Origin of the sequence: Enterococcus sp. AZ063 (genome assembly GCF_051715045.1) — a bacterium.
Classification (GTDB): domain Bacteria; phylum Bacillota; class Bacilli; order Lactobacillales; family Enterococcaceae; genus Enterococcus_D; species Enterococcus_D casseliflavus.
Genome location: NZ_JBIOTA010000001.1, coordinates 1,787,656 through 1,813,985, shown reverse-complemented (window position 1 = coordinate 1,813,985; position 26,330 = coordinate 1,787,656). Strand labels below are relative to the sequence as shown.

30 protein-coding genes are annotated in these 26,330 nt (G+C 42.3%); 12 read left to right on the top strand and 18 right to left on the bottom strand.

Annotation, left to right across the window (positions count from 1 at the left end):
- Positions 1-224 precede the first annotated feature (224 nt).
- The gene (locus IGK61_RS08350) at positions 225-1,211 is read left to right on the top strand and encodes a DNA/RNA non-specific endonuclease (RefSeq protein ID WP_074535843.1); all 987 of its coding nucleotides are present in this window, start codon (positions 225-227) and stop codon (positions 1,209-1,211) included.
- A gap of 34 nt (positions 1,212-1,245) precedes the next feature.
- Here the strand turns inward: IGK61_RS08350 and IGK61_RS08345 are convergent, their stop codons facing one another.
- Positions 1,246-1,524 carry a LexA family protein gene (locus tag IGK61_RS08345; RefSeq protein ID WP_074535845.1) on the bottom strand — a complete coding sequence of 93 codons (279 nt, stop codon included), beginning with the start codon at positions 1,522-1,524 and terminating at the stop codon, positions 1,246-1,248.
- Between the two features lie 340 nt (positions 1,525-1,864).
- Here IGK61_RS08345 and IGK61_RS08340 point away from each other — a divergent pair, with 340 nt between their 5' ends.
- Complete coding sequence (locus IGK61_RS08340; RefSeq protein ID WP_005226071.1) at positions 1,865-2,350, top strand: AmiS/UreI family transporter; 486 nt, start codon at positions 1,865-1,867, stop codon at positions 2,348-2,350.
- A gap of 35 nt (positions 2,351-2,385) precedes the next feature.
- On the opposite strand, the gene IGK61_RS08335 is transcribed toward IGK61_RS08340, so the two are convergent.
- On the bottom strand, positions 2,386-3,636 hold the full coding sequence (locus IGK61_RS08335) for a glycosyltransferase (RefSeq protein WP_074535846.1): 1,251 nt from the start codon (positions 3,634-3,636) through the stop codon (positions 2,386-2,388).
- A 162-nt stretch (positions 3,637-3,798) separates the two neighbouring features.
- On the opposite strand from IGK61_RS08335, the gene IGK61_RS08330 reads away from it, so the two are divergent.
- The 3 genes from IGK61_RS08330 to IGK61_RS08320 all read left to right on the top strand — a co-directional run bounded on the left by IGK61_RS08330 (position 3,799) and on the right by IGK61_RS08320 (position 5,576).
- Positions 3,799-4,191 (top strand): hypothetical protein, encoded by a 393-nt coding sequence (locus tag IGK61_RS08330; RefSeq protein WP_074535847.1) that lies wholly within the window; start codon positions 3,799-3,801, stop codon positions 4,189-4,191.
- A 61-nt stretch (positions 4,192-4,252) separates the two neighbouring features.
- Entirely contained in the window at positions 4,253-4,792 is a 540-nt protein-coding gene (locus tag IGK61_RS08325) for a sigma-70 family RNA polymerase sigma factor (protein ID WP_016609350.1), read from the top strand.
- Complete coding sequence (locus IGK61_RS08320) at positions 4,782-5,576, top strand: hypothetical protein (RefSeq protein ID WP_016609351.1); 795 nt, start codon at positions 4,782-4,784, stop codon at positions 5,574-5,576. The genes IGK61_RS08325 and IGK61_RS08320 overlap by 11 nt, the downstream gene beginning before the upstream one ends.
- A 717-nt stretch (positions 5,577-6,293) precedes the next feature.
- On the opposite strand, the gene IGK61_RS08315 is transcribed toward IGK61_RS08320, so the two are convergent.
- Complete coding sequence (locus IGK61_RS08315) at positions 6,294-7,619, bottom strand: dihydrolipoyl dehydrogenase family protein (protein ID WP_074535853.1); 1,326 nt, start codon at positions 7,617-7,619, stop codon at positions 6,294-6,296.
- Positions 7,620-7,802: 183 nt separating this feature from the next.
- On the opposite strand from IGK61_RS08315, the gene IGK61_RS08310 reads away from it, so the two are divergent.
- Complete coding sequence (locus IGK61_RS08310; protein WP_005226063.1) at positions 7,803-7,991, top strand: hypothetical protein; 189 nt, start codon at positions 7,803-7,805, stop codon at positions 7,989-7,991.
- A 62-nt stretch (positions 7,992-8,053) separates the two neighbouring features.
- Here IGK61_RS08310 and IGK61_RS08305 read toward each other — a convergent pair whose 3' ends face one another.
- The 3 genes from IGK61_RS08305 to IGK61_RS08295 all read right to left on the bottom strand — a co-directional run bounded on the left by IGK61_RS08305 (position 8,054) and on the right by IGK61_RS08295 (position 10,593).
- Positions 8,054-9,031 (bottom strand): Gfo/Idh/MocA family protein, encoded by a 978-nt coding sequence (locus tag IGK61_RS08305; protein ID WP_074535855.1) that lies wholly within the window; start codon positions 9,029-9,031, stop codon positions 8,054-8,056.
- Positions 9,032-9,054: 23 nt separating this feature from the next.
- Complete coding sequence (locus IGK61_RS08300; RefSeq protein WP_080542651.1) at positions 9,055-9,453, bottom strand: heme-binding protein; 399 nt, start codon at positions 9,451-9,453, stop codon at positions 9,055-9,057.
- A 114-nt stretch (positions 9,454-9,567) separates the two neighbouring features.
- Positions 9,568-10,593 (bottom strand): Gfo/Idh/MocA family oxidoreductase, encoded by a 1,026-nt coding sequence (locus IGK61_RS08295; RefSeq protein ID WP_005226060.1) that lies wholly within the window; start codon positions 10,591-10,593, stop codon positions 9,568-9,570.
- A gap of 204 nt (positions 10,594-10,797) precedes the next feature.
- Between IGK61_RS08295 and IGK61_RS08290 the strand changes: the two genes are divergently transcribed.
- The 4 genes from IGK61_RS08290 (at position 10,798) to IGK61_RS08275 (ending at position 13,692) form a co-directional block, all read left to right on the top strand.
- The gene (locus IGK61_RS08290) at positions 10,798-11,691 is read left to right on the top strand and encodes a MurR/RpiR family transcriptional regulator (protein WP_074535856.1); all 894 of its coding nucleotides are present in this window, start codon (positions 10,798-10,800) and stop codon (positions 11,689-11,691) included.
- Entirely contained in the window at positions 11,688-12,653 is a 966-nt protein-coding gene (locus tag IGK61_RS08285) for a Gfo/Idh/MocA family protein (protein WP_074535858.1), read from the top strand. Before IGK61_RS08290 ends, IGK61_RS08285 begins: the two co-directional genes overlap by 4 nt.
- 160 nt (positions 12,654-12,813) lie before the next feature.
- On the top strand, positions 12,814-13,038 hold the full coding sequence (locus IGK61_RS08280) for a hypothetical protein (RefSeq protein WP_074535859.1): 225 nt from the start codon (positions 12,814-12,816) through the stop codon (positions 13,036-13,038).
- A gap of 177 nt (positions 13,039-13,215) precedes the next feature.
- On the top strand, positions 13,216-13,692 hold the full coding sequence (locus IGK61_RS08275; RefSeq protein WP_074535861.1) for a GNAT family N-acetyltransferase: 477 nt from the start codon (positions 13,216-13,218) through the stop codon (positions 13,690-13,692).
- A 71-nt stretch (positions 13,693-13,763) separates the two neighbouring features.
- On the opposite strand, the gene IGK61_RS08270 is transcribed toward IGK61_RS08275, so the two are convergent.
- The 8 genes from IGK61_RS08270 to IGK61_RS08235 all read right to left on the bottom strand — a co-directional run bounded on the left by IGK61_RS08270 (position 13,764) and on the right by IGK61_RS08235 (position 22,120).
- Positions 13,764-14,807, bottom strand: a complete 1,044-nt coding sequence (locus IGK61_RS08270) for an AI-2E family transporter (protein WP_034857450.1) — start codon at positions 14,805-14,807, stop codon at positions 13,764-13,766.
- A 172-nt stretch (positions 14,808-14,979) separates the two neighbouring features.
- Positions 14,980-15,837, bottom strand: a complete 858-nt coding sequence (locus IGK61_RS08265) for a triphosphoribosyl-dephospho-CoA synthase (RefSeq protein WP_074535862.1) — start codon at positions 15,835-15,837, stop codon at positions 14,980-14,982.
- A 12-nt stretch (positions 15,838-15,849) separates the two neighbouring features.
- On the bottom strand, positions 15,850-16,935 hold the full coding sequence (locus IGK61_RS08260; protein WP_074535864.1) for an acyltransferase family protein: 1,086 nt from the start codon (positions 16,933-16,935) through the stop codon (positions 15,850-15,852).
- 24 nt (positions 16,936-16,959) lie between these two features.
- Positions 16,960-17,553: a malonate decarboxylase holo-ACP synthase gene (locus tag IGK61_RS08255; RefSeq protein ID WP_074535866.1), complete on the bottom strand. Its 594-nt coding sequence runs from the start codon at positions 17,551-17,553 to the stop codon at positions 16,960-16,962.
- Between the two features lie 3 nt (positions 17,554-17,556).
- Positions 17,557-19,239 carry a biotin-independent malonate decarboxylase subunit beta gene (gene mdcD, locus IGK61_RS08250; RefSeq protein WP_074535867.1) on the bottom strand — a complete coding sequence of 561 codons (1,683 nt, stop codon included), beginning with the start codon at positions 19,237-19,239 and terminating at the stop codon, positions 17,557-17,559.
- Positions 19,229-19,528, bottom strand: coding sequence for a malonate decarboxylase subunit delta (locus IGK61_RS08245; protein ID WP_005226050.1), 300 nt, complete (start codon positions 19,526-19,528; stop codon positions 19,229-19,231). Before IGK61_RS08245 ends, mdcD begins: the two co-directional genes overlap by 11 nt.
- Before the next feature lie 25 nt (positions 19,529-19,553).
- Positions 19,554-21,200, bottom strand: a complete 1,647-nt coding sequence (gene mdcA / locus IGK61_RS08240; protein ID WP_074535869.1) for a malonate decarboxylase subunit alpha — start codon at positions 21,198-21,200, stop codon at positions 19,554-19,556.
- Between the two features lie 5 nt (positions 21,201-21,205).
- Entirely contained in the window at positions 21,206-22,120 is a 915-nt protein-coding gene (locus tag IGK61_RS08235; protein WP_074535870.1) for an ACP S-malonyltransferase, read from the bottom strand.
- Between the two features lie 117 nt (positions 22,121-22,237).
- Here IGK61_RS08235 and IGK61_RS08230 point away from each other — a divergent pair, with 117 nt between their 5' ends.
- Complete coding sequence (locus tag IGK61_RS08230) at positions 22,238-23,092, top strand: LysR family transcriptional regulator (protein WP_010748320.1); 855 nt, start codon at positions 22,238-22,240, stop codon at positions 23,090-23,092.
- A 211-nt stretch (positions 23,093-23,303) separates the two neighbouring features.
- Here IGK61_RS08230 and IGK61_RS08225 read toward each other — a convergent pair whose 3' ends face one another.
- The 4 genes from IGK61_RS08225 to IGK61_RS08210 form a co-directional block, all read right to left on the bottom strand.
- Positions 23,304-23,723, bottom strand: a complete 420-nt coding sequence (locus tag IGK61_RS08225) for a cupin domain-containing protein (protein ID WP_074535872.1) — start codon at positions 23,721-23,723, stop codon at positions 23,304-23,306.
- Positions 23,724-24,068: a carboxymuconolactone decarboxylase family protein gene (locus IGK61_RS08220; protein WP_074535874.1), complete on the bottom strand. Its 345-nt coding sequence runs from the start codon at positions 24,066-24,068 to the stop codon at positions 23,724-23,726.
- Complete coding sequence (locus tag IGK61_RS08215; RefSeq protein ID WP_074535875.1) at positions 24,037-24,603, bottom strand: flavodoxin; 567 nt, start codon at positions 24,601-24,603, stop codon at positions 24,037-24,039. Before IGK61_RS08215 ends, IGK61_RS08220 begins: the two co-directional genes overlap by 32 nt.
- A 166-nt stretch (positions 24,604-24,769) precedes the next feature.
- The gene (locus tag IGK61_RS08210) at positions 24,770-25,651 is read right to left on the bottom strand and encodes a LysR family transcriptional regulator (RefSeq protein WP_074535877.1); all 882 of its coding nucleotides are present in this window, start codon (positions 25,649-25,651) and stop codon (positions 24,770-24,772) included.
- Between the two features lie 288 nt (positions 25,652-25,939).
- On the opposite strand from IGK61_RS08210, the gene IGK61_RS08205 reads away from it, so the two are divergent.
- On the top strand, positions 25,940-26,128 hold the full coding sequence (locus tag IGK61_RS08205; RefSeq protein ID WP_074535879.1) for a hypothetical protein: 189 nt from the start codon (positions 25,940-25,942) through the stop codon (positions 26,126-26,128).
- Positions 26,129-26,330 lie beyond the last annotated feature (202 nt).

Genomic DNA, 26,330 nt, shown 5'->3' with positions numbered 1-26,330 from the left:
ATAGTTTTTTTAAAACATGAAAAATATGACTTGCAAATAAAAAAAACCATTCAGGCATGTTCCCTTGGTAAAGAAAGTGGGTTAAGAACATTTGAGATCAAAAAGCAAAAGAAACCTGAAAGTTCTGTAAAACGCTCCATGCAAATGGTATGATGAATGGGTTGCAGTTTTTTTACTCCCCGTTTATGCTAACTATACATCAATGAAAAGAGAGGCAAAAAAAGATGGCAAAGAAAAAAACATTTATCGGATCGGTCACTGCGCTTCTCGCACTCGCAGCAGTCGGATTTAGTTTCCTACACAGTAATGATCTATTCCCAAATCACAAAACACCATCATCAGAAGTGGCAGTCACTTCTGCTAAGGATATTCGTGCAGATGAGCTGGCACAGTTAACTTACCAAGGCACCCAAACGATTGAAGTCAATCAGAACATCCCTGAGTTTTCAGAAGACGACCTTTCACTTGAAAATGGTGCCTGGGAAGCATACGGCGACCTTGACCACCTCAATCGAGCGACTTCGGCTGAAGCAATGTTGAATCAATCCTTAATGCCTACGGAAAAACGTGGCGATATCTCCAGCGTGAAACCGACAGGCTGGCGTAATAAACAGCTCCCCAATGGGAAATATTTATATAATCGGACGCATTTGATTGGGTTTGCTTTAGCTGGCGAAAATGCAAACTGGAAGAATTTGATCACGGGAACTAGTCAATTGAACAATCCAGAGATGTTGCGGTTAGAAATGGATATCAACTACTATCTCAAGCAAGACAAAAACCATTATGTTCGATATTCTGTCACTCCAATCTATCGTGATGACGAGCTGGTTGCCCGTGGGGTACAGATGCAAGCCCAATCTATTGGCGACGATACGATCCAATTCAACTATTATATCTTCAACATCCAAGATGGTGTCACGATCAACTATGCGGATGGCAGCAGCGAGATTTCAAATGAAGATATGACGCAACAGGAGAATGCTACAAGTAGTGAGAACAACACGACAACAGCCACTTCTCAAAACAGTGAAACAGAGGAGAAACAGAAAGAATATGTCGATCAACAAGGAAATGGTTTGATCAAAGGATCAAGAAGCGGCATCTATCATTTGCCAGGATCTAAATACTATGATGATACGACGAATCCGAAAGAATGGTTCAAAACGATCGCTGAAGCGGAAGCTGCTGGCTACCGTGCACCAAAATAAAAAAGCCTCTAGGCTTTTTTATTTTGGTGTTAAGCTATTCTTCATTGTCATGCGTTTGTTTTTCGTCTGCTAAAAGTGCTTGTCGCAACGCTTTGACATAGGCCTTCCCTTCGTCTGTAAAACGAACCGAACGTGACTTAAAGCGATAAGCTCGGTAAATTAGGCCTCTTTTTTCGAGACGCAGCAAATGACGATAAACCAAAGAGGTCGTTTTTATTTCTTCATTGGCACAGATTTCTCGTATGGTAGGTGCGCAACCTTGAGCTTGCATATATTCGTCAATGAAAAGTAAGATTCGATCTTTTCTAGGCATAAGTCCTCCTTTCCGCAAAACAGTCTTCACTGCTGCAAATTCGTAAAAACCGATAAACTGCTACCTGGTCTGCTTTTTGTCCGATCAATACACTGAAAATCTATTGATCTGTCTCTTTTCCCCTTCTTCTAACGAGTAAAAGTTCTTTTTATACGCTGAAATTTTCCCCTTAACGAGAAAAGCATCGGCTAGCAGCGCTCTTTGGTATTGATTTTATCAAATTTAGCAGCAAAAAATAGCAAATTTCAAAATTATTTTCCTTTTTATTGACCTAAAAATAAATAGAGCTATTATTTTTTCTTAGAATTTGTTATTCTAAATTTAAGTAAAGGAGGATTTTATGTTAGGGATCGGTTTATTTTTTGTAGGAATTACTTTGATAATCAACGGCTGGGGCAGCTTACTTCACATTGACTACCGCTCACTTGCTTTGATCAATCTTTTTACAGGTACGTTATCTTTTATTATCAATCTAATCTATATGCTTCAAGGCGCTTATTATGAAGCAGGCACTGGCTTTCTCTTTGCCTTCACGTATTTGTTGGTAGGGATCATTTACCTTTTTGATTTAGATCTACGTATTTATGGGATTTTCGCACTATTCGTAGCCATCAATACCTTACCTTTTGCTTGGGTCTCTTGGCAATGGGAGCAAGATCCCCTCTTTGCATTGATTTGGTTAACATGGGGAGCGTTATGGTTTTGCGGCTTTTTGGATACGATCGTGAAGGTAAACTTTGGTCGTAAGATTCATTATTTTGCGATCGCTTGTGGTATCTTCACTACGTGGGTCCCAGGCTTGCTGATGCTAGTAGATCTCTATTAAAAAAGAGTGATTATCTCAATGATAATCGCTCTTTTTTAATAGGAAAATTTAGAAAAATTGTTTTTTTCTAAAAAGTGTTCAATCTCCTGCATCGCTTTCTGAGGACCATTTGTCGGGAAATCCTTCTTTAACTGATAGGCTTGTTGGCAAATCTTCGGAGCACCAACCTCAGTCAGGGCAGCTTCCAGCTTTTTCTCAGTTAATGGTTTTGTCAGCGCGATTGCATTGCCATACGCCACGCAGTACTGAATATTGCAGCATTGCTCATAGTGCATCCCAATTCCGATAAACGGCTTCCCAGATGCACAAGCTGTTTGAACAGTCCCTTCCCCACCATGGATAAAAGAAAAATCGATATGCTCATGCAATAGATGACTTGGCAGATATTCGGTCAAGAACAGATTCTCTGAGTCGTTGTGTTTCCCCTTGAGTAGATGTGTAACCGGAGCAATGATCGCTAGTTCCGAACGGTTTCGCAAGAAAGCTAAGATTTTTCGCACCATGCGCGGATTCCCCGAACTGCCCATCGCAAAATAAACGATTCGTTTTCTTTCCCGCCGCTTTTGTTGAATAAAAGTCAACACTTCGTCTGGTAAAGAAGACCCGAGCTTCGCAAAAATCGGCCCAACGATTTGATAATTTTCTGGCAGCTGCTCTTTCGTTAAAAATAAATCAGGAGTGGTGATGAGATTTAAATCAGCGTCCATCATTCGTAAGCTCGTTTCAGGCATAAAAAGTTTTTCTGTTTGAGCAGCGTGTTTGAATGCTCGGGGCATCCAGCGGGATTTTACCAATTGTTTTCTTATCCAATACCAAAGTGGTTTCCTTAGCGGTCCGAAGAAACGCAAACTAGAAGGGATAAATGCGCTATCTGATCGAAAAAAGGGATCGCTCATCGCATAGGGTTTTACGTAGACTAAGGGAATCTGTTTGCTGCGAGCAGATAGAAAGATCGTGACATTCGATCCAGTTACAATGACCTGAGGAGCAAGTTTATCGATCAGCTTTTGTTCGCTCAGAATACGCGCGGCAACCATCTCTTTGGTGAAGGGATTTTTGATTGAGCGTAGTTGATCTAATTTTATGATCTGTTCCTCTTGTTTTTCTGTCAGAGTCGGCGTCAGCAAATGGTACGTAAAGCCACTTTCAGTGATAAGTGAAGCAAAGGTTTTTGAAAAACCAAAGAACTCGCAGTGGTGATTTCCTTGCATTTGTTTAGCGACTTCGATCATCCTTGTCGTTTCAGCCAAGTTGAATACCGCAGGCGCAAAAAGAATCGTTGGCATGAAATCCTCCTTATGTATCGAGTCCATCCACTCGTTTCTTTCAAGTATACTAAAAGTAGGCACATGTAGGAGAAGTTTTTTTGCAGATCTTCTCGTTCATCTTTTTACATTATTTAATTAAAAATTTGCTATAATAAAGAAAACCTTTCAAGGAGTAAACCAATGCGAAAAAAAAAATCTTCCTTGCGGCTTAGTACATTATCAAGCGGGCTCATTCTCTTTGCTTTCTTTTTCTTGATTCAACAATTTTGGGAAATGGTTGTTTCTGACTTTGCACTTTTGCCTTCGCTGGCATTCATCCAAATTCTCTTGATGATCCTTTCAACCTTTCTCATTAGCAAGTTTGTTAAAAAACGCTCGTGGCGGCAAGTGCTTTTTGGCAGCTACCTATTCATCATCGGCTCGCTATTTTCTTTCTGGCTAGCAAATAATCCATTGGAGCTGCAAGCAGTCATTCTTTATATGATAGGCGCTTTTTTTGGCGGCATTCTTTGGGAATATTTGGCCCAGCGCTTGTCAACAGATCTTCTGGCCAAAGAACATGAACCTCGTTAACAGAGGTTTTTTTCTTTTTCTGATAGAAAAGGCAAACATTCTTCGTATATAGTGTGAAGGGGTGAAAAAGGTGCAGGATGAAGAAATCATTGAACGAATCAAAAAGAAAGACTATGCCGGCTTAGAAGAACTGTTAGCTGTTTATGGTGATAGCATGCTGAGGACGATTCATAGTGTCCTCTCCCAACCGCATGAAGTGAGCGAGCGCCAAGATGTAGCGAACGAAGTTTTTTACGAGGTTTGGCAAAAGATTGCTGCGTACCAACCAGAAAGAAGCCGCTTGATTACTTGGCTGCTTTTGATCAGTCGTAGTCGTGCGATTGACCACAAGCGGAAGTTGAACAAGCGCTCACTGGAAGAAAAACCTGTTGATGAGCAGGAACTAGCTATTGAAGAATCACCTTTGACAAAGGAAAACTTTTTGGGCTTTATTGAAGACCTTGAAGCCCTCGATCAAAGGATCTTTCTGCTCTACTATTTTTACCAAGAGTCACCCGAAACCATCGCAGAGCAGACGGACTTAAATGTCTCAGCGATCTACAATCGTCTTTCCCGTGGCCGCAAACGCTTAAAAGAAAGGATGACTATCGATGGATTTTAAACAGTTAGTCTTAAATGAAAACAATTCACTGACAAAAATATCTGAACAAGAAAAAGCAGCAACCTTCGAGCTGTCCAAACAATATGTTTTCTTGCAAGATCTATTAGAGGAGCTTCGGACGCTTTTAGCAAAAGACGAAACGATTCTTGGCTATCTGCCTTTGACGCCAGATGGAAACCTCGCCTTCGCCAATCAAGGGCTTGGCGCCTATGCCTATGCAACAACCGAGAAAGCAAAAGCATACCGTGACATCTTTCATGATACCCGCGGGAATCGTTTGTTGGTTTTCACAGAAACCCGCATGCTTTTTCTGGTCATCATCGACTATTTAGAAAGTAACACCTATTTCAGTTACCCCTATGAGACCATCAAGGCGTTCACGATCAAGCCAAGAAAGCTGATGAAGCACGAATCACCAGAGGATAAAGAACAATTCCATTGGGGCTATTTCGACTTTCAGGCAGGGACGCACATTTTCTCAGAAGTACTGACGAAAAAAGACTACGAATTATTTACGTCCTATCACGAATCGATCCCTGCACTCAAGAAAATTCCGATTCAAAACAAAGTTTACCGAGCAGCGAAATATCAGTATTTCCTGAGTAATTGGCATTTCAGTTTTCGCTTGATGACCGCTTTCAACCTGCTTTTCCTGCTGCTGTTTGTATTAATGATTCTCGGATTTTTCTTACACATTGGCCCACTGAAAGGATTTTATTATAAGGATCTGTTGGACATAGGTATGGTCATTTCCCTTTTTTATAGTAAGAACATTTTGCCATAAAAAAGGACTGCTGCTCCTTCCTAAGCATTTCTTTGGTATCAATTGAATAAAGCACCAGATTTTCTACAAAAGAGTACCCCTTGCAGGATTCAAGTCAAAATGAATGCTGCAAGGGGTATTTTTCGTCTCGGACAATTGGGATATTCCTAACCGTTCGTTTTTTCATTTCCTTTTGAAATTCTCAGATTTCTTGTGAACTTTTCAGAAGACTCCACTCATAATTTCATACATGCCTAATGGGATTATTTTTTCCTTCACGCTTGCTTTTTAGGAAGAAACGTTATGATGATTTTACTTGCTAGGAGGTGTGAAAAATCGAACTTATCGGACATTTGGTCTTTTGGATCCCGTTTTGTCTTTTTCTAGTGATTGGATCGTTTTTCATACAATGGCGGAAACGTTTCGTTTCAACCCTTATTGCAGCGATCCCATTTCTCTTTTTTATGGTAAAAATATTCAATTATCGGCACTATGAGCCAGATTCTATTTTCATCATCTATTTGGTCGGGCTCTTCTTGTCGGCGATCTTACTGATTGCTGCTGTCCGCCGGCTGTCAAAAAAAGCCTAAACCTAGGGTTACTAGAAAACAAAGACATTGCCTAAATGAAATCCAGCCTAACTTTAAGGTTCATTTAAGGTTCACGGACTATAGTCAATACGGACATAATAATTTAGAGCCTGTGCTAGCGGAAACTAGCGCAGGCTTGTTTGATTATTTATAGAAAATAGGACAAATCGCTAGCAGGTGTTGGGTAGGCAAAAATCATTTGGGCCAGCGCTTCTTTCGATAGCTGATTCTCCAACACAAAAACGAAGTGGTTGATCAACTCATCGGCCAATGCAGAAACAATCGTGACCGCAACGATGGTATCAGATGTGTTATAAACCAATTTGATTTTTGCATCTTGATCATTGATTCGTCGATAGGTATACCAAGAAGAAAGATCCATCACCTCGCTATGATATTCTGAGGCATTATCGGCAATCTCTTGCTCACTGATCCCGACTCTTGCCAGTTTTTCCGCACCAAAAACCAGCGTAGGGATCAGCGGATAGCGGATGGGTGTTTTCTGATCATCTATATGCTCGACAAGATAGGCGGCTTCAAAGCTGGCAACAGGCGTCAGTTTGGGCTGCTTTTTCGCTAGCACATCCCCGATTGCATAGATGTGTCTTTGACTAGTCTGCAAAAACTCATTAACTACGATCCCTTGTTTTGACGTTTCTACCCCTGCCTTTTCCAATTGCAGCTGGTCGCTATTGGGTCTGCGTCCCGTGGCACCAATCACTGCTTCTACGGTGAGAGACAATGCTTGTGTCTGGATCGTATAGTGGTTTTGTTCTTTCGTGATTCGCTGCGTGTTCTGATTAAAGTGGAACGAAACGCCTTGGTCCTGCATTGAACGAACCATTTCTGCGGTCAATTCAGCATCAAATCCTTTTAGCGGCTGGTCATTATGATGGATCACATGAACTTCAGCACCTGCTGCTTGAGCGATCATCGCCAATTCGAAGGTAATATACCCAGCACCTATGAAAGCAATCGTTGCTGGCATCTTTTCAAAGGAAAGAAAATCAGTACTGCTTTGTAGATGCTCCTTGCCGACGATGGGCAGTACGGCTGGACGCTGTCCTGTCGCAATAATTATTTTTTCTGCTTGAATCTCTTCTGCGTCCACGACGACCGTATGGGCATCACGAAAAGCGGCTTGTCCGTAGTAAGTAGTGATCCCTTCTGCTAGTAACCCTTGTTTGGTTGACTCTGGCACCCGATCGGTATACGAGCGCTTAAACGCCATCAGTGCCGGCCAATCAATGGCTACCTGTCCTTGAACACCATTGCCTTGCATACGTTTCGCCTCTGTTTTGACTTCTACACCTCGCATCAGTAGTTTTTTCGGATCACACCCGCGATTGGGACAAGTGCCACCCCATAAATCGGCTTCAACGATCGCCACTGTCTTACCTTTGGCTTTTAACCCGTAGGCAGCAGCCGTTCCAGCTGGACCCGCTCCGATAATCAGTACATCCACCTTTTTCATCTGTCTCCTCCTTCTCCTAAAAAAATATTCCTGCGCTTGCTCTTCCCTTCAAGTATAGCGAATCACGGTCAGCCAACAAAATAATTCGCCTTTTGCGGCTCCTGCGAATGATCACAATCAGACCTTGAAGTTGCGTTTGATGTGGTATACTTTTCTTGTCAGTTTAACGACAAAGGAGAATGAATGACTGTGAGTTTTAAACGTTTTTTTCAGCTCTTTCTTTTTTATTTTCTCTCGATTCTGGTGGCATATGGCCTGATTGCATTTCTAGCAGTAGATAACTTTTGGCTGGTGGTCTGTTTGATGACGATTGTCGGCTACCTCACCTTGGGTATCCCACTAACCTTATTGAGTTTAAAGAAGAAAAAATAAGACAACAGACAAAGACACCAGCAACTTTTCTAAGAAGCTGGTGTCTTTCCTCATTGATGCGATTATCCTAATACGATCTGGGCATCTGCCAATGCTTTTTCCACGACTTCCATCACCAGCTTGCTATGGGCAAGACGTTCCTTGACAAAGGCCTGATCATTTTCGTGAATGGCTTGTGCAAAACGGACAAATTCTTCAAACATACGATGTCCGTGAACGCTGCGATCCTTATGGCTTTTTGCCCCATGGACCGGTTCAACGTCATAGCTGGCAAGCATATTCGTCGGCCCATTGACGATGATCGATCCTTTCGTCCCTTGGATCGTTGAACGAATCGTCGCTGTCGAATCTTTGGCGCCAATACAAACGACTTTTGTTTGTTCATAGTCTAAAAACAGCATACCAGAAGTATCGATCCCCTGTTCGACATTAGCAAAATAGCGGACACTTTTTGGTTTTCCTAAAAGCCCGACGACAAAATGAATATTATAGATATTGATATCCATCAATGCCCCACCACCCATTTTCGGGTTAAAAGCAGGTAAAACGGTCCCCTCTTTGAATAAATCATAACGAGAAGAATACTGCGAATAGTTGCATTCAATCACTTTCAGCTCTCCCAATGTTTCAAGCTGCGCTTTTATTCCTTGATAGTTGGCTAAGTACTGATTTGTGATGGCTTCGATCAAAAGCACCTTGTGGGCAGCAGCCAATTCTGCTAATTCTACTAATTCTCGTGTCTGCAACGTAAATGGCTTTTCACAAATGACGTGTTTGCCAGCGAGGATTGCTTCTTTGGCAAAGGAATAATGCAAATGATTGGGCAGTGCGACATACACGGTGTCAACGGATGGATCCGCCAAACATGCCCCTAACTCTGTGTAGACGGTTTGAATCTTGTATTGCTGTTTTAAGTGATTCATTTTTTCTAAATCATTTTCTGTCCCAAAAATAGCGGACAGTTCAAGTTGTGGGACATCCCCTGCCACCGTTAAAAAATCATGGACGATCATGCCTGCCCCTAAAATCGCTAAGTTCATCTTGCTTCCCCTTTTCTATCTTCTTAAATCATTTGTTTCAATACTTCGGTGATCACTTTATGATCCTCTAAATGAGCCAAACCTGACACACAGATAGCACCAGTGACTTTTCTGTCTTCGATAATTGGAAAACCACCACCACAAATTGCATAATGTTCGTCTTGTGCCCATTTAGCAAATTGTATATCTCTATCTTTTTGCGCATAGACGTACAGTGAACTATGCCCGCTTTCTAGTACCGTTCGTTCTTTTCTTTCAAGCCAAGGGCTCTCTTTTCGCCCTGCCATTAAAAATCGAATGATCGGCAAGCCTTGATGAACAACTTTGATCCCTACCGGCTTCGGGTAGTTCCTTTTAACGTACTGATCGATGGCAATAACCAACCGCAATGCGAGGTCATTGTCAAAATGAGCAAACTGCAGCTGCTGTTCTTCTTGCAGGATTTCTGAAGGTTCGATTCGGATCTACTCCTTTACGTTGAGTCAGTTGATGCCTTCAGGCGCTTTGCTTGTCAAAAGCCCCATAATCACCCTGCCTTATGACTCAGTAATCACTTGATTGATGCCTGTTTCTAGCATTTCGATTTGTAAAATCGTTTCTTCGTCTTTCACGATTTTCTCTTTGCCATGGATGATCGTTTCATAGACGCCCTCATACACACGGCTATAATCACCAATTTCAGAGATGACTTTTTCTTCATGGTAGTTCCCGTTAGCATCCATATAAGTTAGTGTGCCATAGTGCTCTGGCAAATCGATCCCAAAATCGGCATGATCTGGGAGATAAAACTGTTTTAGATGCTCTTCTTGTCGATCCTTGGTTTGTTTTACAAAAACGCCGTTTTCGCCATAAACGACAAAACTAGGCCGCTCTTTTAATCGGAAGTAACTAGATTTGACTGAGACTTTCATTCGACCATAAAACAGATCCAAATCGAAGTAATCATTCATGCGATTTTTTCCAAGCAATTGCCGAACCTCATAATGGACATCGTCTGGTTGTCCAAAATAGGAGATCACTTGGTCCAGTGTATGACAAGCGTGTCCGTACAAGTAGCTAGTATTCAATGAAAATTCGGTCACTGACCGTGGAATCTCTGGACGAAAATAATCATAATGCATCTCTACTTCTAAGAGATCTCCGAGCACGCCGCTTTCGATCACTTTTTGCGTGGTCAAAAAATCGGAATCAAAGCGGCGATTTTGATAGCATTGCACAAACAAGCCTTTCTCCTGCGCCAGTGCGAACAATTCCTTTGCTTGTGCCGAAGTTTCCGTAAAAGGTTTTTCGATCAAGACATTTTTCCCATGAAGCAAGACATCCTTGCCTAATTCATAATGCAAATGACTGGGGGTCGTGACCACAACTAATTGAATTTCAGGATCACGGTAGATATCCTCTAAGTCAGAGGTGTAATGAACACCTTCTAGTGTTGGCCAGGTAAGCTTTCCGCTTGGTGAATAGATCGTCTTTACTTTGATCTTATCCTGCAGCTTGGTTGAAAAAGGCAGATGGTAGCGATTGGTGCTTTTTCCGTTTCCGAGATATGCGATAGTTAACATTATGACGCCTCCTATGAATTGATAGCTTGATTATTGCTGATATCCTTCGAAATGAGAAGTCTTTTGCCAAAAACAGGTTCTTTTGACCAGACTTTTTCGCAAACTGCTGAGTGGTTCTGAACATTTTTACCAAATTGACAAAAAGGTACAGTTTTTGCTTTTGGTTTTCTTTGTCCTAGGCTATGATTAGAAAGAGGTGGTTTGATGTTATTAGGAGATAAATTACGGCTTCAAGAAGGATTGACCAATACGGAGAAACGGATTGCCGATTATATTTTGCAAAATATCAATGATGTGCCTTCGTTGACGATTGAAGTCATCGCCAAGCATACATACACATCCCACTCTTCCGTCATTCGTCTAGCCAAAAAGATGGGGTATGAAGGATTTAAAAGTTTTCGCTTAGGTCTGGCTGAAATTGCCCATAATCAGATGTTCAACCCAACCTTTGTTGACGCGAATTTTCCCTTTTCGCCTAAGGATCAAACACCTGATATTTTGAAAAAAATGGCCGATCTAACGATCAACTCGATCCACAAAACCCATGCTCAGGTCGCCCCAGAAACGATGGAAGCAGTGGTACAATCGTTGGAAGCTGCACAGCGGATTTTCTTATTTGCTCGCGGCGATTCTCAGATCCGAGCAAGAAGTTTTCAAAATAAGTTGGTCAAAATCAATAAGTATCTGATCGTAGCTGATGAATATGGGGATGATGCGTGGAATGCATCGAACGTCACGCAAAATGATTGTGCCGTGTTTATTACCTACCGTGGGAAAAATACGCAATACGAAAAAATCATGCAGCACTTTCGTGATGTCGGGGTACCAGTGATCGTGATTTCTGGAAACGCCTATGCGAAAATCATCCCATTAGCGACCCATGCGATCATCGCTTCTCATGATGAACGTGATTTTCTCAAAGTCGGCACCTTTTCTTCACAGGTCGCCTTTGAGTATATTTTAGATTCACTGTTTGCCTTGCTGTATGCCAAAGAATACCAAAAAAATATTGTCGAGTTAAGAAAAAAACAAACTGTTTTGGAATCAGGGATTCTCTCAGAATACCCGTCAACTGAAGAAAAGAGGGAAATGAAATGATCAATTGGGGAATTATTGGTGCCGGAAATATCGCCAATCGCTTTGCTGCAAGTTTAGAAAATTTTCAAGACGCCCAGCTTTATGGGGTTGCTTGTCGTACGATGGAAAAAGCGCAAGCGTTTCAAGCAAAATTTCCGTGTGACGTCGTCTTTGATGACTACCAAAACCTATTAGATGATCCAACTATCGATGTCGTTTATATTGCTTTGCCGCATTTGTATCACTATGAATGGATCATCAAAGCCTTTCAAGCGAAAAAAGCTGTTTTATGTGAAAAACCAGCAACCTTGACTGCACAAGAAATGCGCGACGTACAAAAACAAGCCCAAGCACACGAAGTCTTCTTTATGGAAGCTATGAAGCCACGCTTCACGCCGGCGTATCGCAAACTAAAAGAACTTGTGGGAGGTGGTCATATCGGTGAACTAACAAGTGTCACGACTACTTTTCGCCGCCATTTACCAGTCGAAGGCAGTTCTTACCATTATCTGCCAAAACAAGGGGGTGCTTTACTGGATATGGGGATCTATAACTTAGCCTTTATCCAGGATTTTTCACCAGAAAATTTAACTGCCGAACTGATCGATTACAGCCTTTATGAAACTGGGGTTGATACCTACGTTGAAGCACGCTTTGTCAGTGAAGACTTTGTTGCAGTGATTGAGACTGGATTTGACCAAACAAAAGAGACGGTGGCGGAATTACAAGGAACAAAAGGGAAAATCACGATCCCCAACTTCCATCGCCCCGCTTCTTTTACCGTGACGATTGACCAAGAAGACACGGTCTATGATATAGGGTACGAGATCGATGATTTCCATTCGGAGATTCAAGCAGTTCATACCGCTCTTGCACAAGGACAACTCGAAAATCCCCTGATGTCCTTAACAGATAGCATTACCTGTATCGCTTTAGCTGATGAACTAAGAAGCTTACTAGATGCGGAAAAAAAAGACAATTAAGATCATGCCCCATCGTTTTTGAATAGAACTGACCAGTGGCTAACACTCGGTCAGTTTTTTTGTATCAAAAATCGAGCGCTCTCTTTGACGGTATCGAAATGGTTATATTATATTTATTGAGTATATTTTTATACAAATAGAAAAAGAAAGGAAAACGCCCATGACACCAGAAATTATAACGTATCTTATTTGTTTATTGACCTTCGCTTATCTAGCTGTGACGGTTTTTACTTTTGTAAAAAATCGCCGGACAGGTGACGACTATCGCCTCCGTATTTTTTACGTGTTGGCAGCAGCACTCGTCTTTTTGCTTTCCGTTTATGCAATCGCTACCGGTCAAACCTATGACGACTTAGTGACATCGATAAATGATCTTTTTCAATAAAACAACGACGGCACGAACCCCTGCGGATCTCTTCGTTTGTGAACCTGTGGTTGAGGGAAGGATCAAAACAGAAACGAGCCAATGAAAGACTGCTAATCGATGGCTTTTCCATCAGGATCTGCTAAGCCGAATCAATGTCTTTCAATAAATGATGTCTGATTTTTTATGGAGGTGTGCATGCTCATTCAGCTTAAAGAAGCGAAGCTTTCCGATCTGCTTTCAATCTACTTGATACAAAAAGCGGCCTTCAAACCACTCTTTCTCCGTTATCAAGACAAAGAAACTTCTCCCTATTTACAAAGTTTCGAGAAGCTAAACGCAAAGTTTTCTGCGTCGAATACCACTTATTATTTAATCATGACCGCTCAGAAAACCGTGGGCTTCCTAAAACTGACGGTTGAGCAGGAACATACGACGAAGCTATCTTCCATCGCCCTTCTTCCCTCCTACGAGAACCGCGGGATTGGTAGACAAACAATGATCTTGATTGAAAGGAACGTACAAACAAATACGATTCGTTTGAATACGATCCTGCAAGAACCCAAGCTGGTTCACTTTTATCATTCTTTGGGGTATTCCCCAACAGGCAGGTTTCAAAGCCCTTCTTCAGCAATCTGCTTTGTCTCCTTTACGAAAAAAATTGCTGCGAAATAAAAAAGCCATCTCGCCTTTCATCGGCAGAGATGGTTTTTTCTATCAATTGCCATCCTTTACAGCAATCATTTTTATTGGTCCTGCAAGGTGTCATCGGTTTTTTTACGCAATCGCGGAATCTCTTTCACATTCATTAAATCTAAAAAGAAAGTGAACAATGGGATCCCGATGATCAAGCCCCACAAACCAAAGAGGTGTTCGCTAAGATACAGGAGAATAAACGTGTAAAACATCGGGATCTCTGTTTTATTAGCCATCAAGCGGGGATTTAAGATATAGGATTCCAACGCATGAACAAACACAATGATCAGTAAAATGTAGATCACATCATTAAATCCGCCGATAGAATAGGCAATAAACGTTAATGGAATACACGAGATGATCACACCAGCAACAGGAATCAAGCTGAGAAAGAAAATCATCAACGCCAAACTCAATAGTTGCGGAAAGCCCATCACCGCTAAGGCGAAGACAGTGATCGCTGTATTGACTAAGGCGATCACCAACTGCGTCTCAATAACATTTCCGAAAGCCCGCGTAAACTTAGCTCCTAAATAGTAAACATCTTCAAAGAACCACGCCCCTCGCCCTTGCAAAAACAGCCGAGAAAACGCAACGGTCTTTTTGTTATCGATCATAAAGAAGAAACTAAGCAGAAAGGAGATCAGCACCGTCAATGCCAACTCACCGAAATTATACAGATAATTGATCACGACTAGAACGCCGCTTTGTAATTTCTGGATGTATTCGCTGGTCTGCAATAAATTCAAGACATATTCGATCAATTCATTATTGGAGTCTGTCCGTTGGTAGAAATCAGCAACGGAATTGACTAATTGGACGGATTGTTTGATGATGATGGGTACATAATTTGTTGCTACTAAATAAAGAATAAAAACAATCAAGCTGTAAGTCAGGATGCTCGTAAGCTTAATGGGCAGATGACTTTTTCGATGGAGCAAAAGAACCAGCCGATAAATCAGATACGTAAAGATAAAGGTCAGCAAAAGAATGGTCATCAGACTGCGAAACAAAAAAAGAATGCCCGCAAGCATAAACAGGACCGTCCAGCGCCGCAACACAAGATTTTGAAGAAAAGCATTATAGTATTTCATCTGTAACTCCTTTATTCGTTGCAATGGAGCAACGAAGCATTTCAGTAGTGCCTAAGAATTATCTAATCATTAAACTATGCAAATAGCAAGAGATTTTATTTTTCTTAATCGAGCGAAAAAATGAAACAAAAAATCCTTAGAAGAATCGTTGCCTTTCTTCTAAGGAAAAGAGTTATTGGTAAACGGTCTTTCCTTCGTTTACGGGTAAAACCGAGTTGATGGACAATAAAAAGAAGCTGGCAGCCAACAGATCAGCACTGCCGCCGGGAGACACATTTTCTGACTGGCAGAAGGCTGCTAGTGCATGAAATGCTGGGTTCGGCAACGCTTGCTGATTGGCTTTTTGTGCGAGTTGCTGAACTAGTGCCAGTACCTTTTGATTGCTGCGGTATAAAATACACGTATCGTCCAGCGTAGCGATGATCGCCAACAGCATGTGGAGCCTTTTTTCAGTCTCATTGGAACAATCCCGAGAAAAGTAATCTGCTAGAGCGATTTGAACATGAGGGAACCCAGCAGCAGCTTCCCCATACGCACCGAGATGTCCATATTTGGCTTGAACAGTTTTGCCATGACTTTCTGTTTGTTGAGTCAGCGCACGATCAGGAAATGCAGTGAGAAATTGGATATCAGAAAAGACTTCTGGTAAAAAAATCCGCTGTTTGCGACTAAGTTGGCTACTGACGGCGCTGATGAGCAAGCCTAATGCCCAGATGGCTCCTTTGTGAGTGTTGATGCCACCAGTGGCTGCCAACATCGCCTGTTCTGCCTTCCGACCGATTGCAGCGATTGCTTCCCGCAACTCTTGAGACATGCTGCTTCCCCAAGACACCAAGGCCATTTCTTCAAAGTATGGCGTCAATGCTCGAGCTGATCGCAGAAATAGTCCTTGATCCATATCGTGATGGGCACCTGAATCAATGGCATCCACTAATCCCGGTTTTGGGGACAATGTCACTTCTGCAATCAAGGCTTCTTCTACCAATTGGGAGAGTCGTCGACAATTTTCTCCTACAGCTAATGCAATCATCCAACTCCTCCTCTAGTTTTTGATTTGACCTTTGATCGTTACCCATAAAACATGCAAAACATAGCTTGTTAAAAAACCACAGCTGGCAGTTGCCAAATAAGCGACGATGATCATGATGCCCATCGGCAGTTGCAGCAACAAATCTTTGAAGCATAGCAACAAGACTTGAAAGACAAAAACATTGGCAAGATAGGTTCGATACGCATAAGTAGACAGCCACTTAAATGTCCCTAACTGTGGGGCATTGTTTTTGATCATAGTTGACCCAAACATAAAAACTGCAAAAATCAATGCTAAGCTATATAAGCTTTGTAATGTATTTAAATACGGTGCATGAGCGAAACTTAGATCACCTGCATAATGTAGCAGATGATTGGCAGATAATAGCCCTAATGCTAAGCCCACTGGCAAGAAAGCGTAGCGAATCTTGTATAGGAAGCGATAGACGGTTTCGTGATAAATCAAAGCGGCTTCGCCATAGATCCCATAGATCACAAAGCTAAAGACAAACCGATCCAATAAATACCAGCTTTCATGATGCGGTCCTTCAAAAACTTGGCGATCGTAAAACACATACCAAGCGACATACAAAGCAGTTGCGACGATCAACACCGGCCAAACAGCTTTTTTCTTCGTCAACACTTTGTAGCCTAACCAGACAAAAAACGGCATCAACAATTGGATCTGTAGCATCATGATCGTATACCATAAGTGTGGCGCCGCATCCCCTGTCACATATTTCAGTAAAAACGTTGCTGTATCAGTATAAGGTTTTCCTTGTTGGACAGCGGGAAAGAGCCATAAATAAGCCGTCGTCCAAAGCACATATGGCACGACAAGTTCAAAAAACTTTTCTTTCAAAAATTCTAGATAAGACAGATGTTGACTTGTCTTAACCATGTTATAAACAATAGCAAAAATAAACAGGGGTGCGGTAAATTTCACCAAGACATAAAAGGTACCGATGAATGCTGCAGTCTTTTCATCTTGGGTATTGGATAAGGCAAAAGTCAAAATCGTTTGCATCATTACTGCTGTCACGGCAAATACTTTTTGGAAATCACTGATGTTGATTTTTAAATCGTTGTTCTCAAACATGTTTTTCGCTCACTTTTCTAATAATTACCAAATCTCAGTGGTGAGTTTTGGCCCTTCGTCTGTTTTTACTAAGATTTTTTTTGATGGATGGTCCAAATACTCCTTTAAGGCAAACCCGCCTTGTTTTGTGATAACTTGAACATCGATCTGTTGAAAAAAGGCTGCCTGCTTTTCCAATAGTTCCAGTGGCAGCTTTTCTTTCGTGTCGGCATAAAGCAACAGATCTAAATCACTTGTCGGCTTGATTGCTGCCTGTTTTGCAGCCAATTCAAAACCCAAGCTGCCACCGATTCCCCAAGAATAGTGCTTCAATAAAAGTTGTGCTTGTTGATAGTTGCGGTAAACTGGATAATTGGCTACTTCATTGAATCGAAAGCTCTCACGAGTGATCAATTCCCAAGGATGGATCGTTCGTTTGATCATGTTGCAGGGCGCCTCAAAGGCAAACCGTTCTTGCCGCTTTTCCCCGCGCAACCCCACTGGTAAATAGCTGGGGTTACGGGGTTTCCCACGACGGACGGTCGCAAAAAGCTGTTCTTTTTCAGAAAACCATTTGGGAATATCAATCATATCAAGAACTTCTTTATCCAATTGAACGATATCGTGGGCACGGTTCATTCGTTACTCATTCCATTCTGCATTCATTTTTTCAAATACGTTATTCGTTTCAAGCCGGCCGCTCTTTTTAGCGATCGGATTGGTGTAGCGACTGGTCAACATCGTGTCATTCGTTTTACGCACATCATCAATCGCCTCATTGATCGCTTCAATTACAGTCGCTTTGCTTTCAGAGGTGACAGACTGATCCGTAATGGAGGATAAGAAAGTGAAGATTGCCCCAAGTTTCGTATAATTTTTGATATCATAAGCAATACTTGGTACTTTTTCCGCCGCGGCTTCAATCGCTGCAATCGACCGTTTGGTGACCCGACTTGCACTTTCTTTCGACATTGCTTGAACAGTGATCTTTTCACTATTTAATGCGATCAGACGACTTGATTGCAAGCCATGCGCTAAGAAAGCCCCAGAGATCGCATTACCAGCGATAAAACCGATCACTGGATGACCCGCTTGGCGTAGTTTGGCATAAGCTGCCGCACTATTTGCTAAAGCTGCATGAATACCAATCAATTCTTCATTATAGCCATACGCTTGGCTAGGGACATCGATGACCGCAATGATTGGCCGTTTGATTGCTTTCTCTTTGTCTTCTTGATAAACAGTCTCTAACAGGTGGCCCATCTCATACCCTTCGACTAACCCAACTTCTCCATTGCGTACCCGATACATCGGATTATTTGGGTTTGGCACGATTGCTGTAACAACGACTTCTTCAGTAAAAAGGTCAGATGCAGCTGCATAGACTGTTGCACTAGTTGAGGTTGGGAACTGCAGATTCGTCAATGCTGAAAACCAATGATAACCGATACTGTCAGCAGCAGCTTCTTGGCCTTCTGTTACAGTAATAGGTGCCACTTCAGTTGCTTTATGCGCTGCAAGAGCCTTATTGTATGCCTCGATAGTCAGCGGCTTTGATAGATCAAGTTCGTTTAAAAGAGAAAGATAAAAACCACTTTTTTCGCTGCGATGACTGTCTTTCTTTTCAACCATCGCCGCAATCACAGCTTCTTGGATCGATTCGACACTGTCAGTCACTAGTTCATCGATCATTTGTGCTTCCAAACGTTGTTTGGCGCCAATGGTATTCCAAATCAAATCTTTATCACTGGAATCAAATTCTCTCACGCCAGCTTCTTGTTCGATGACTTCAGGACCGTTCAAACCGATACGAGCTTTCTTCGTCGCTATCAAGTAGCTCATAAGTGCTGAGGTAATCGACATACCGCCAAAAGAACCCACCCGACCTGGCACTAACCCAATCACTGGCACATACGATTTTATTGCAACGATCAAATTGCCGATTTCTGCGATCGACAATAAGCCGTAATTCGCTTCTTGGAGGCGTACGCCACCAGTATCGAGGATGATGATCGGTGTGATCGGATTGCCCTTTTGGTTTTCTTCCAACACATGCGTCAATGCAGCGATGATTTTAGCACCAGAAACTTCACCGATCCCGCCACCTTGGAATTTTCCTTCCATAGCGATCACGACCACGTTTTCTCCAGAAATCGTTCCACGACACACAACGATCCCATCATCACTTTGTGGCACGATGTCTTGAGCCACCAGATTGGGTGCGATCATTTGGTCGAATGGATCGATCAATTCACGACCGCTCTTGGCATCCAATAATGCGTGCACCCGTTCTCGAGCATTTAATTCTACAAAACTATTCTTCATCTGCTAGTTCCTCCATTGCTTGGGTTAATCGTAGGTAAACCACACCGGGAGTGGCGCCAAAGTCGTTGATCACTATTTGCGCACTGATTGGATAGCGCTCAAAAAAACGCGTCAAGACATTTTGCCACACATCGCCAAAGCCGTCACTTCCTGTACACACTGAAACGGTGGTTTCTTGTTTGTCTGTTGGAAAAAGCAGAATTTCCAAGTCTCCAGAACCAACCACGCCAACATGGACTTTTTTGGTGACTGGTTTCGTTGTTTGATACGTATAAGCTAATTTTTCCATCTCTTCTTCTCTCCTCTTGCTCTTATTAAGACCACGTTCTGAATTTCATTGGCGGTTCATACAACCCATCGGACCATTCGATCAAATCATCAACGGTTTGAGCTGCTAGCAATGATCGTTTGGCATCACTGCGTTTGATCCCTAAGTCTTCTGGTAATTTCACGATTCCCGCTTTGCGCAAGGCATCCAGAGAAGCTTTTGTGCTGGTCATTCCTAGTGGGGTTACACCACCGATTGCTGCGATTGCTGCTTGTTTTTCCTCTTTTGAGTTTGCTTTATAAAGATAAGCGATGCCTTCTTCTGTCACGATATGCGTCGTATCTTCGCTATAGATCATAATTGGGGCATTGGCTAAACCAGCTTGCTTTTGGACAGCCAACGCATCTAACGTTTCTACAAAAACAGGTTTTTTATTGGAACCATACGTTTCAACCATTTGAACGACTAATTTTTGTCCTTTTGCTAAAGGATCTGTTTCATCCCGCAATGATTGCCAAGCTGGAGTCGAATGCCGACGGCCCCCCGGATTATGCCCCATATTTGGTGCACCACCAAACCCAGATAAGCGGCCTTTCGTCACTGTAGAAGAATTTCCTTGATAATCTAGTTGTAAGGTCGAACCGATAAACATATCGATGGCATATTGACCTGCAGTTTGTGATAATGCTCGATTGCTGCGCATCGTGCCGTCTTTTCCGACAAAGAATACATCGGGTCGAGCGGCAATATATTTTTCCATACCAACTTCCCCACCAAAACTGTGGATGCTTTCGACCCAACCAGATTCGATAGCTGGAATCATCGTTGGATGAGGATTCAAGACCCAGTTTTTCGCTACTTTTCCTTTGATTCCAAGCGTTTCTCCATAGGTTGGTAAAAGTAACTCGATCGCAGCGGTATTAAAACCGATCCCATGATTCAACGATTGTACTTCATGTTCTGCATAGATTCCTTTTAATGCCATCATCGCCATCAAAATTTGTAATTCCGTAATGTTTTGCGGATCTCTCGTAAAGAGGGCTTCTAATTGATACGGTTGATCTGCTACCACGACAACATCGATCCAATCGCTGGGAATATCGACCCGCGGCAAACGATCGACCACTTCATTAACTTGGACGATCACAATCCCATCTTTAAAGGCTGCTGCTTCGACGATCGTTGGCGTTTCTTCCGTATTGTAACCTGTATAAAGATTTCCTTGGCGATCGGCTTTGTCCGCCGCCACAAGGACCACATTCGGAATCAAGTCGATAAATAAGCGACCATATAATTCCAAATACGTATGAATGTCCCCTAATTTCATGGTTTTGTCTTCAATCATTTGGGCAACGCGCGTACTTTGTGCGCCTGCATAAGAAAAATCGATTTTCGCTGCAATGCCTTTTTCAAATATCGTCAAATGTTCTGGACGGGAGATACTCGACATGATCATATGCAAATTGTTGACTTTTTGAGCATCGACTTGTTCTAAGCTTTTTGATAGAAAGCTTGCTTGTTTCTGATTGTCGCCTTCAAGGACCACTTTGTCTCCCGGACAGATCAACTGTTCTAAGACTTCAATGATCGCTTCCGTTGGGACATATTTTCCATCGAGAAGATGCTCGATTTTTTTCATGGTTTGGGCTTTCTTTTCACGTTTACTTGCCCAGTTTCTTGCAGGTTTTTCCATTCTATTCATCTCCATTTTTTATATAGGAATAAAGCATCATCCAAGCCATGTTGATCCAAATTGATCACACGGATCGCTTTGTTTTCACCAAATTTTGCTTGGATCAGTTTTGTTAGGGTATTGCCAGGAGGAAATTCAAGTGCCAAATCAAGTCCTGCTTCGTAGGCAACATCCATGATCTTGTTCCACTGCACCGGATAAGCAATATTTTGCAGCAAATCACGACGGATCTCTTCAGGATTCATGGTCATCCGCCCATCCGTATTTTTGAGGTACGGACAGATAGGCACATCAAGGGATACCGTGTTCATAAATGGCGCAAACCGTTTCACGGGTTCTGTCATCAACACACAATGGGACGGGACAGGCACTGCTAAAAGTTTGGCGGTTTGCGCATGATAATCTTTCGCTTGAGCTAGCGTCTTGCGCAAGCCTTTGATATGACCAGAGATCGTATGCTGCATGGGGCAATTTTCATTTGATAAATAGACGGGAGCAGCAGGATCAAATGTTTTTGCCACGAGCGCTTCTGCTTCACTTCTCGTTACACCAACCAGTACCCCCATGGCATAATCAGTCGGATAGGCTTCTTTCATCAATGTCGCCCGATGATAGACCAAGCTAGCGGAATTTTCGAAACTCAAGCTTTCACAAGCTAACGCAGCGGAAAAAGCGCCAATCGAATGCCCCGCCACAAGCTGAGGTTGCACACCAGATGCTTTCATCTGGTCCGTGTAAAAAGCCGCTTTTACTAAAAGCGCCAACTGAATAGAGACGGTATCTTGTTTGAGATCCCCCGATACAGGGTGTAAATCAAAGCCTGTCGCCTGTTCTAGCCGATGGAAATAACTGGCAGGCACGTCCTCAAGCATCTTGCTGGTCTGACTGCCTTGTCCTGGGTATAAGAAACCTGTACTCATGAAACACCTCCTAAACAATTTCTCTTTCCTGTGTCATAATAACGGAAGTTTGTTATAATAAAAAATACCAGTTTCGTGAATATCCATAACCAAAAGGTATGGAAAGAGGAGTATCTGATGAACCTTGATCATTTACGCTACTTTAAAAAAGTAGCCGAATCGAAAAATATTACCCAATCTGCACAAGAATTATACATCTCACAACCTGCCTTGAGCCGTGCCATGAAACACCTAGAAAGTGAACTAGGCGTTCCTTTGTTCTATCATGCCGGTCGGCATATCGAGTTGACGATGTATGCTGAAGAATTTTATCCCTATGTCGTTGAGACGTTAGCACGTTTCGACGAAGGAATGAGTGCGATCCAAGCCTTAAATGGAGAAATGGTCCCTGCAGTGACGATTTACTCTGAAGTCGCTTCTGTTTCCTTGCCCAACTTGGTGGCGACATTCGTTGAAAAGCACCCTGAGATCCAACTTTCGATCAAGCAGCACGGCAGTAAGGAGACCAACAAAGAACAAGCCTTCTACATTACCTCTGAGCCAAAGAACGGCTTGACCAATCTGCCAATATTCACGGAACCCATCTTACTGGCGATCCCCAAAAAGCATCCCTTGGCAGAAAAAAAAGACTTGCAAGTTGCCGATATCCAACACGTGCCTTTGCTGATGCTGGTTGAAAACAGCCCGCTGCGTAGAACCATCGACGAAGCTTTTGAAGCAAAAAAAATCAGTTTGGCTATCGGTTCAACGACGGACGATCCGGCGACGTTGCGCTCCCTTATCAATCAAGGGCTAGGAATCACGTTCTTTCCTAAAATTACTTGGGGCTATGAAGATGAGGCACCTTTCGTTTTACGTGAACTAGCAGATTTCCCCTTATCAAGGACGATCTATTTAGCATCAAGCTTTACTAAAGGTCATCCCATGACAAAATTGATTGCAAAAACGTTGATTGAATTTTATCTTGGCTAAACAAAAAGAAGCGTCCATTCGCACGTTAGTTGTGCAAGTGGACACTTCCTTTTTCTTTCCTATTTACAACGGTTGAATCATCGGCTCGACCGTACATTCATTCACATTGATCACTTCGATCTCTTTTGACTCGCCACACTATTGGCTGCCAGTCAGGTGAGACCCCATAAGATTTGTTACACGCCTTCCAGTACGGCTGACTTATCATCGCTTATGCATTAGGCAATCGATCATATTCTTCATCACTGACTGTTTCTAACCATTCTGAAGCACCAGCAGTAATCGCTACATGGGCAAACCAACTATTTTTTGCTGCACCATGCCAATGTTTGACCCCTTCCTTGATGACTACGACATCCCCAACAGTAAGTTTTTGCGGTTTCTTGCCTGCTTCTTGGTACCAGCCTTCTCCTGAAGTCACCAACAACAATTGATACCCACCATCAATATGCCGATGCCAATTGTTGCGGCAACCTGGTTCAAAAGTCACATTGCCAACGTTGACTGGAATCGCTGGATCAGCTACTAAAGGATTCAAGTAACTCTGACCGCTAAAATATTGTGCATAGGCGTCATTTGTGTTGCCCAGTGAAAAGATTCCAGCTTCTTTTGCTGCATCGAGTTCTGACATTTATTTTTCCTCCAATTCAGCTAGCTCTTCTTGATAAACCGTTTTGGCGATGTTAAAAGCAGACCAAGCTTTAGGCCAGCCAACATAGAAAGCCAGATGAGTGATTACTTCTGCAATTTCCTCTACAGTGATCCCGTTTTCCTTGCCAATCGTTAGATGAGCAGTCAATTGTTCAAAATTCCCACCCGAAATCAAGGCCGATATCGTTAATAAACTTCTCGTATGAGGAGCCAACTCTGCCTCACGTGACCAAACTTCACCAAATAACACATCATCATTTAATTGCGCAAATTTCGGCGCAAATGTCCCTAGGTTATCTCTTCCTGCAGTTTGTTTCTTTACCATATCGATCGACTCCTTCTTCTATTGTGATGAAATGCTGGTTCACCCAATTTTGAATGGCAGTATCCGCCTTATTCACTCGTGAACCACGGATGGCTAATCCAGGATATATGAGGGCTTCAGGACAAGTTTTTTTAAAGTCTTCCAGGCTATTGCCGAATCCTGAGCCTTCATGAGTACAAAAGGGAAAAATAATCTTCCCATCGAAATAATGGTCTTTTAAAAAACTCGCCACGATCCTCGGATAGCTCTCCCACCAGTTGGGAAATCCAACAAATAGTATCCGTTCTTTAAAAAACGCAGACGGTACTGTTTGATAGCGGGGAAAATCATTCGTAGCTTTTTCTTTTTGTGCTTGTTCGACCATCGCCTGATAGCTTTCAGGATAAGGTTCCACAGGGGCAAGGGGATAAAGGGGGCATTGCAGCTGCTCTGACAGCTTCTCTGCTAAAATCTGCGTATTTCCTATGCCCAGTTTTTTGAGCTGTCCCTCAATCAGATTTTCACCAGCTCGTGAACAAACAAGTATTGCCGCCATTTTGTCACCTCCTACTCTTTGTTTCCTGATAGATTTAATGGTAAGCCAATCGAGTTGGATTGGCTAATGCTTTTTCACACAAGACCTTATGCTTACAAAGCATAGCTGGTTTCGATATACAAAAAAGAAGCGGATATCACCGCTTCTTTTGATGTTTACACTGAGCTTATTGAAAGGAATCGTGAAATCGCCGAATAAACTCGATAACGACTGGCGACAGCACCCGATTCTTTTTCCAAACCAATACACAGCTGGTCTCGATTTGTGGTACTAAAGGCAGAAACTTAATTGCTTCACTCCTTCGTTCTCCGACTGCTCCGCTGATGGTCAATGCCGAGCCAACATGGTTTTCTACTAAGGAAAAGACATTGAATATTAAATTGTAGGTGCCCACGATCGGCAATTCTTCCACTGGTGTCTTCGACCATTGGCTGAACATTTGTTGTACTTCTGGACGCTTGGAGATCAATAAAGGCACACCTTTGATGTCTTCGGGTGTTATTTCTTCTTTATGCGCAAGAAAAGAATCAGCCGATGTCAAAAAGCCCCATGTTTCTTTTCGTGGAAGAACGATTTTTTCATACTTCTCGATTTCAATCGGTTCGATCAAGATCGCTAGATCCAACAAGCCTTTCTCCAGACGATCGCTGATGTCATCTCCTGTACCACTATGAATATGAAAGCGAACATCAGGATAATCATTGATAAATTCTTCCAACATCAAGGAAAGCGTATCGGAATTATCTGCTTCCACACAACCAATCGTGAAGTGACCGCTAAATAAATGTTTTTTACGGTCTTCAAACGCTTGCATTGTCTGGTCTGTCAAACTCAAAATCTCTTCTGCACGGCTTTTTAAAAAACGCCCCGCTTCCGTTAAAACCATTTTACGATTATCGCGAGTGAATAGTGCCGTCCCTAACTCGTCTTCTAATTCTTTTAATTGTCGACTCAATGTCGGTTGTGTGATGTGGAGCACTTCTGCAGCTTGAGAAATCGTCCCTTCCTCCGCAATCGTGTAGAAATATTTTAATAACCGAATTTCCACAAAATCTCCTCCTCATTTTGTCTTTTGCATTCAAAGTGTTCGAAACAAAAGAGAACCTCCCTCTCCAGTCTCCTTTTCAATTCTTATGATAACAAAGAATCACTGTTCCAGCGAATCTAGCTAAAAAAGCGTAGGAAATTGCAGAATTGTAAAAAAATTCGTCAACAACATGTAAAAACTGTTCGCTTAAACGAACAGTTTTGTCAGCTGCTTGCTTTTTACGGCTTTTGGCGTAGGATATATGAGTATCTTGGTATGAGTACTCATACAATGATTTGGAGGAATACGATGTTAAATTTATCAATTCTTTTATTTTGTGTAGCGATCGCTTTACTCGGACTTGCGGGATTCATCTTTAGAGTGCGCGCGTTGCTGAACAAACGTCCGTGGAATGGTCCTGTATTGCCATTGTCGGTTATTGGTGTGATTCTTTTCATCGTCTCTTTGGTCATGATCTACCTTTCTTATCCTAAATAACAGAATTGTAGTCAACCTAGAACGAATAAATCGGAAAAATTGACTATTCTCGGGAATAAGTAGAAGCTCTTGCTCCTAATCCATCAGCGCATCCCCAAATGATTCATAAATCAACTGGATTAGTTTACCATAATTATATTATGATAATTTCGGTTTGTGGTACATCATGAACATTTAGCTAATTGAGAAACGGCTACTAAAC

Coding starts and splice junctions, on each gene's coding strand:
- IGK61_RS08260 (WP_074535864.1), bottom strand. CDS start 16,935: ATGTTTGAGAACAACGATTTAAAAATCAACATCAGTGATTTCCAAAAA.
- IGK61_RS08305 (WP_074535855.1), bottom strand. CDS start 9,031: ATGAACTTAGCGATTTTAGGGGCAGGCATGATCGTCCATGATTTTTTA.
- IGK61_RS08310 (WP_005226063.1), top strand. CDS start 7,803: ATGACTGTGAGTTTTAAACGTTTTTTTCAGCTCTTTCTTTTTTATTTT.
- IGK61_RS08275 (WP_074535861.1), top strand. CDS start 13,216: ATGCTCATTCAGCTTAAAGAAGCGAAGCTTTCCGATCTGCTTTCAATC.
- IGK61_RS08245 (WP_005226050.1), bottom strand. CDS start 19,528: ATGGAAAAATTAGCTTATACGTATCAAACAACGAAACCAGTCACCAAA.
- IGK61_RS08340 (WP_005226071.1), top strand. CDS start 1,865: ATGTTAGGGATCGGTTTATTTTTTGTAGGAATTACTTTGATAATCAAC.
- IGK61_RS08205 (WP_074535879.1), top strand. CDS start 25,940: ATGTTAAATTTATCAATTCTTTTATTTTGTGTAGCGATCGCTTTACTC.
- IGK61_RS08235 (WP_074535870.1), bottom strand. CDS start 22,120: ATGAGTACAGGTTTCTTATACCCAGGACAAGGCAGTCAGACCAGCAAG.
- IGK61_RS08285 (WP_074535858.1), top strand. CDS start 11,688: ATGATCAATTGGGGAATTATTGGTGCCGGAAATATCGCCAATCGCTTT.
- mdcA (WP_074535869.1), bottom strand. CDS start 21,200: ATGGAAAAACCTGCAAGAAACTGGGCAAGTAAACGTGAAAAGAAAGCC.
- IGK61_RS08290 (WP_074535856.1), top strand. CDS start 10,798: ATGTTATTAGGAGATAAATTACGGCTTCAAGAAGGATTGACCAATACG.
- IGK61_RS08315 (WP_074535853.1), bottom strand. CDS start 7,619: ATGAAAAAGGTGGATGTACTGATTATCGGAGCGGGTCCAGCTGGAACG.
- IGK61_RS08225 (WP_074535872.1), bottom strand. CDS start 23,723: ATGTCAGAACTCGATGCAGCAAAAGAAGCTGGAATCTTTTCACTGGGC.
- IGK61_RS08280 (WP_074535859.1), top strand. CDS start 12,814: ATGACACCAGAAATTATAACGTATCTTATTTGTTTATTGACCTTCGCT.
- IGK61_RS08220 (WP_074535874.1), bottom strand. CDS start 24,068: ATGGTAAAGAAACAAACTGCAGGAAGAGATAACCTAGGGACATTTGCG.
- IGK61_RS08265 (WP_074535862.1), bottom strand. CDS start 15,837: ATGATTGCATTAGCTGTAGGAGAAAATTGTCGACGACTCTCCCAATTG.
- IGK61_RS08320 (WP_016609351.1), top strand. CDS start 4,782: ATGGATTTTAAACAGTTAGTCTTAAATGAAAACAATTCACTGACAAAA.
- IGK61_RS08335 (WP_074535846.1), bottom strand. CDS start 3,636: ATGCCAACGATTCTTTTTGCGCCTGCGGTATTCAACTTGGCTGAAACG.
- IGK61_RS08230 (WP_010748320.1), top strand. CDS start 22,238: ATGAACCTTGATCATTTACGCTACTTTAAAAAAGTAGCCGAATCGAAA.
- IGK61_RS08330 (WP_074535847.1), top strand. CDS start 3,799: ATGCGAAAAAAAAAATCTTCCTTGCGGCTTAGTACATTATCAAGCGGG.
- IGK61_RS08350 (WP_074535843.1), top strand. CDS start 225: ATGGCAAAGAAAAAAACATTTATCGGATCGGTCACTGCGCTTCTCGCA.
- IGK61_RS08270 (WP_034857450.1), bottom strand. CDS start 14,807: ATGAAATACTATAATGCTTTTCTTCAAAATCTTGTGTTGCGGCGCTGG.
- IGK61_RS08295 (WP_005226060.1), bottom strand. CDS start 10,593: ATGTTAACTATCGCATATCTCGGAAACGGAAAAAGCACCAATCGCTAC.
- IGK61_RS08215 (WP_074535875.1), bottom strand. CDS start 24,603: ATGGCGGCAATACTTGTTTGTTCACGAGCTGGTGAAAATCTGATTGAG.
- IGK61_RS08345 (WP_074535845.1), bottom strand. CDS start 1,524: ATGCCTAGAAAAGATCGAATCTTACTTTTCATTGACGAATATATGCAA.
- mdcD (WP_074535867.1), bottom strand. CDS start 19,239: ATGAAGAATAGTTTTGTAGAATTAAATGCTCGAGAACGGGTGCACGCA.
- IGK61_RS08255 (WP_074535866.1), bottom strand. CDS start 17,553: ATGAACCGTGCCCACGATATCGTTCAATTGGATAAAGAAGTTCTTGAT.